Source organism: Mucilaginibacter sp. (genome assembly GCF_028288105.1).
In the GTDB taxonomy this organism is placed as follows: domain Bacteria; phylum Bacteroidota; class Bacteroidia; order Sphingobacteriales; family Sphingobacteriaceae; genus Mucilaginibacter.
On record NZ_JAQBOI010000280.1, the window covers coordinates 1 to 5,024 of the forward strand.

At 41.9% G+C, this 5,024-nt stretch carries 4 protein-coding genes; all 4 read right to left on the reverse strand.

Features of this window, described 5'->3' with window-relative positions; all coding sequences use genetic code 11:
• The coding region (locus JWQ85_RS18845) for a hypothetical protein (protein WP_299470706.1) at positions 1 to 224 on the reverse strand (224 nt) is incomplete at its 3' end.
• 43 nt (positions 225 to 267) lie between these two features.
• Positions 268 to 1,734, reverse strand: coding sequence for a serine hydrolase (locus JWQ85_RS18850; RefSeq protein WP_299470708.1), 1,467 nt, complete (start codon positions 1,732 to 1,734; stop codon positions 268 to 270).
• Positions 1,735 to 1,754: 20 nt separating this feature from the next.
• Positions 1,755 to 4,223: an ABC transporter permease gene (locus tag JWQ85_RS18855; protein ID WP_299470710.1), complete on the reverse strand. Its 2,469-nt coding sequence runs from the start codon at positions 4,221 to 4,223 to the stop codon at positions 1,755 to 1,757.
• A gap of 21 nt (positions 4,224 to 4,244) precedes the next feature.
• A partial coding sequence (locus tag JWQ85_RS18860) for an ABC transporter permease (protein WP_367186251.1) occupies positions 4,245 to 5,024 on the reverse strand: 780 nt, incomplete at its 5' end.

The following is a 5,024-nucleotide window of genomic DNA, read 5'->3' on the forward strand; positions in this document are numbered from 1 at the left end:
CCTTTAACATCAAACTCTATAGTGCCATTTTTGAACTGCATGTTATTAATCCATGCAATACCCACGTTGTCTACATCATTAAGGTGCAGGCTTCCATCGCCCCCAAAACTTAGTTGCCGGTTAACTACAATAAGGTCCTCCGCTTTTGGGAGTACCTGTTGGCTAAAACAACTCATACTGAGTAAGCAAGCCATAGCTAAAAATAATGCTTTATATGTTTTCATGGATTTTTTATTGCGTTAAAACGGTTTTAATCCCTGGTACAAATTATTCTATCTTTTTTGCATCGTTTACACCACCCTGATATACTCTGCATGTTACAACTTCGCCTTTATCATTCTTGATAAACTCTATTTCGATAGGAGCAATTTTCAAGAAAAACTTATTCTGCGCTTCGGGGAATAGGTCCAATTTTCCCTGACCTGTTGCCTGCCCATATAATTTATTCCCTTCGCGCGTTATGGATAGATTAAAGCCCGGTCTCATTTCATATTTCCCTACATAGCTTTGTAGAACTGCGCTATCCACAGCAACTTCTTTATAAACCTTTGAGCGGTATAAGCCTTTAAAATTGTAAACTTTAGCTATGCTATTTATAATCTCGTTTGTAATAGACCCTTCATCAGAATTCACCATAACAACCACACCATTGCCGCCCTCAAGGCTGCCAAAATACTGGCACCTGAAACCCTCATTTGCACCACCATGCTGAAAATATTTTGTGCCATCAAGATCGTCAATAAAAACCCCAAGGGCAGCGGCTTTATCCAGGTAAGGTGTAAGCCGCAGTTTTGTAGTAGCCTGGTTGAGCACTTTGCTAGATTTACCCTGGTAAGCCAATTGCGTTTCAATAATATATTTAGAAAGATCGGTTGGGTTAGTCCATAAACCGGCGGCGGCCTGTTCCGGGTAAATGTTGTATTTGCCCTCGATCTCGGTGCCGTTATCACGGTAAGCGGTAGCTAATAGTTCTGGTTTTACATTAACCGGCGGTTGTGTATAAGTACTGTTGGTCATACCCATGGGCTTTAATACCTGCTCGTACATAAACTTGTCATAAGGCTGATGGGTAATATCCATCAGTATCATTTGTGAAATGGTAATACCACCGCCCGAATATTCGGACCGTAAGCCCGGCTCAAACATAGAACGGATAGGATCTGAGTTGGCAGGTTTAGTTCCATTAAGTATCTGCACAATAGTGGGTATAGTATCCTTATTGCTATAGCCGCCAAAACCATGCACGTTTAACCCGGCCGTGTGGCTAAGCAGGTTTTTAGTGGTGATTTTTTTATTTTTGGCTACAGAATCATACGGGAATTTCCAACTGGTGAGGTACTGGTTTATATCTTTATCGGGGTCAAGCTTACCATCTTGCACAAGCTTTAAAACACCAATCGCGTTTAACGATTTACTTATAGATGCCGCCTGAAAAAGCGTTTTATCGGTAACCGGTATCTTCTTAGCAGCATCGGCCCAGCCATAGCCCTTTGCCCACGCTATTTTATAATTATGGATAACCGCTACACTAACGCCGTTTAGCTTATAATGCTTCATCCGTTCCTCAATGGTCCATAATGGCTGTCCTTCTGTTTGGATTATACCAACCAGGCTTTTCTCTACTAATTGTATTTTCTTTTGCAGGGTATCATTTACTTTACCGGTTGATTGTGCTCCTGCATCAAATCTGCTTAGTAAAAATACCGCAAACAGGATGTATATTATTTTCTTCATAAATTATGTAAGGTTTCTGATTATTCTGCCCGCAAACTTTGTACCGGGTTTGCCACCGCTGCTTTTATCGCCCTAAAACTTATGGTAGTTAAAGCAATAATCAATACTGCCAACATTGGCAACGCGAAGAACCATACGCTAAATTGTATCCTAAACTGATAGTTCTGCAACCATTGGTAACTACCCCAATAAGCCAGTGGCAAAGCAATAACGTTTGCAATAATTATCAACCCCACAAAGTCCTTTGCTATCAGTGTTAATATATTAGGGATAGATGCGCCCAGGATCTTACGAATACCAATCTCTTTTATGCGTTGCGATATAGTAATAAGTGTTAAACCAAACAGCCCTAAACAAGCCACAAAAATGGCAAAACCCGAGAACAGGCTAAACACCTGCCCGAAATTTTGCTCCGTTTTGTATTGCTGATCAAAAAATTCATCCAGGAAAAAGTAATCAAAAGCGGCATCTGTAAAAACACCTTTATAGGTTTTTTGAACTTGCGCGATTGTGGCGGACATATCCGCACTGTTCACCTTTAGTTCGTAATGGGTAATGCTGGATGGATCTATCTGCCTGAAAACAATTGGCGTAAACGCGTCTTTCAATGATGTTTGATGGAAATTCTTTATCACCCCAACAATTTCGTTCTCGAAAACTCTGCCTCTGCCATTCTTTGTTTGCACTATTTTACCTACGGCATCCTCTGCGTTCTTAAAACCTAAAGATACAACCGCGGCCTCGTTCAGCATCATGGGTTGCCTGCGGGCAGAAAAATCAAACTTAAAATTATCGCCGGCAATTATCTTTACCTTAAACTGATCGATAAATTTTCCGCCTATTTCAAATGTAGGCAGCCGCACAGCCTTTTCTTCAGCATCGATTGCCGGGCGACTGTACGACATAACGTAGTCAATATTTTGCCCCGGTATGCTGGACGATGAAGTAGCGCTTTGTATGCGCGGGTTGCGTAAAAGTTCTGTCTGGAAAACGCTATCCTTAGACGCGTAATTGATGGCGGCGGCATCATCGGCCCTTACGCTTTGTGGCGCCAGTACAATAAGGGTTTGCTTCATATCCATACCCTGGTTAGAGCTTTTCATGAAATTAACCTGGCGGTATACGATCAACGTGCCGATCATAAATGTTATGGTAGCCGCAAACTGGAAAACCACCAGTGATTTACGGAGGGTGATATTACCACCCATATTAGGGAATTTCCCTTTTAAGATCTGTACGGGTTTATAATTAGAAAGTACCAGTGCCGGATATAATGCCGATAGTAAGATCCCTGCCAATACCACACCGGTAAAGCCAAGCAGGAAAACAGGATCTTTCCAAAGTATAAACTGCATTTGTACGCCACACAATGTACTAAACCACGGCATTGACATGATCACCACAACCACGGCTACCACAATACTGAATACATTGATCAGCATCGACTCGAACAAAAACTGAGTAACAAGCTGTATCCGTTGCGAGCCTAATACTTTGCGGATGCCTACCTCTTTGGCCCTTTCTATCACTTTAGCAGTAGAAAGGTTGATATAATTAATGTAAGCGATAAGCAGGATTAGCGCAGCTATCAAACCTAAATACCATACCATTTTGCCATTGCCGCCGGTGCTTATCTCTTGTGTAAGGTTTGAATATAAATGGATATCCTTTAATGGCTGCAACGCTAACCGGATGTTACCAATATTAGTTTTGCCTAAAGTAAAGCTGGAGCTTGGGTTACCATCGCTGATACGCTTGTGCATAAAAGCAGGCAAACGTGCCTCAAACGCTTGCTGGCTGGTATGGGGCGATAATAAAACGTAGGTATAAAAATCCGGGTATAGCCAGTCGCCGGCTTTCAGATCTTGCGACACCAGGAAATCAAACTGTAGGTGCGAATTAGCAGGTACATCCCGGCAGATCCCTGTAATGGCTGCGGTAATATTAGTGCCTGAGATCTGCTGCTGTATTTTAATAGTTTTGCCTACAGCATCCTGGTTAGGGAAATATTTTTTAGCTGTCGATTCTGTAAGCACAACCGAGTTAGGGTTATTCAAAGCAGCCATTGTCCCTTTAACCAGAGGGAAAGAAAATACTTTAAGGAACGATGCATCTACCATGTACAACCGGCGTTCGTTAAAAGCGGTGAGCTCACCACCGGGGAGTTGCGTACTTACCTGCCCCTCCATTTTAGATACCCGGGTCATCTCCTGCACATCCGGAAACTCTGCTTTTAATGCCGGGCCAACAGCCGAATATGTTTTGGGCAGGTTTTCTGTTAAGTTACCTTCGCTATAATTCTGGTGCTTAATACGGTAGATGGCGGCCCCGTTCTTCTGGAAATTATCGTAGCTTAACTCAAAGCTAATGTATTGTACAATAAGCAGGCATGCCACAAGCCCTACAGCTAACCCCAATATATTAATTAACGAAAAAACCTTCTGATGAAGTAATATGCGCCAGGCTATCTTTAAATGATTTTTGATCATGATTTTTTTCCTATCCTTCTTTTACTCTGTTTTTAAACTCTTTACCGGGTTCGTAAGGGCGGCTTTTATACTTTGGTAACTCACTGTAAGCACCGTGATACCAATTGCACCCACAGCCGTAAACGCGAAGATCCACCAGGAAAGCTCGGTACGATACTTATAATCTTGCAGCCAGCCATGCATAAAGTAGTATGCGGTTGGTATAGCAATTAATAATGATATACTTACCAGGATAATAAAATCGGTTGACATTAACCGCCATAAGCTAAATACCGATGCGCCTAATACTTTACGAACCCCGATCTCTTTAATGCGTTGCTCGGCCATAAACGATGCCATGCCAAACAAGCCCATACAACTGATAAAGATTGCCAATAGGGTAAAGAAACCGGCCAGCTTGCCTACACGTTCTTCATTAGCAAACTTTTTATTGTACTCATCATCTGTAAACTTATAATCGAACGGGCTACCCGGGTCATACTGTTTAAATACGGCTTCAATTTTACTTAAGGATTCGCGCGTGCTTTTTTTAGGGTTCAGGCGGATATCAACCATATCGCCGGCTCCTTTATCCAAAATAAATATGCTTGGTTTAACCGGCTCGTATGGTGATGACATTACCATATCTTTTATTACAGCAATCACTTTAAATTTATCTCTATCGCCCCACTCTATAATTTCGCCTACGGGGTGTTTAAAGTTCATGAACTTTGCAGCCGATTCGTTCAATATCATAGCACTTGAATCGCTTATGTATTCACGTGAAAAATCACGCCCTTCGGTAATTTTCCAATTAGCTAC